The organism is Halocynthiibacter sp. C4 (genome assembly GCF_028823805.1).
Classification (GTDB): Bacteria; Pseudomonadota; Alphaproteobacteria; order Rhodobacterales; family Rhodobacteraceae; genus Falsihalocynthiibacter; species Falsihalocynthiibacter halioticoli.
In genome coordinates this window covers 1-276 of record NZ_JAPEIE010000017.1, presented here as the reverse complement: position 1 = coordinate 276, position 276 = coordinate 1, and the positions used below count along the sequence as shown (strand labels likewise).

The window sequence follows — 276 nt, the reverse complement described above, 5'->3', positions numbered from 1 at the left end:
CTCCGCCGTCGTCCCGGCGAAAGCCGGGAGGTGGATTCACACTCGAAGTGCAACACTTGAGCAGCAAAGACCTCTGCCGGGGTCCTGAAGTCAAGGCATTTGCGCGGGGTGTTGTTGTAGGCGGCGATGGACTTGCGCAGGCGGCGGGTTGGCAGCTTTTCGAGGTCGGTGTTGCGCGGGATGAAGCGGCGCATGCGGCCGATGGCGTTCTCGATGCCCCCTTTTTGCCAGGGGGCGTGGGGATCGCAGAAGTACGTCTTGATCAAGAGGCTTTGC

General features: G+C 62.3%; 1 protein-coding gene. It reads right to left on the bottom strand.

The annotated features are described in order from the left end of the window. On the bottom strand, positions 1-276 hold a 276-nt coding region (locus OU789_RS16840; protein WP_446719197.1), incomplete at both ends, for a transposase.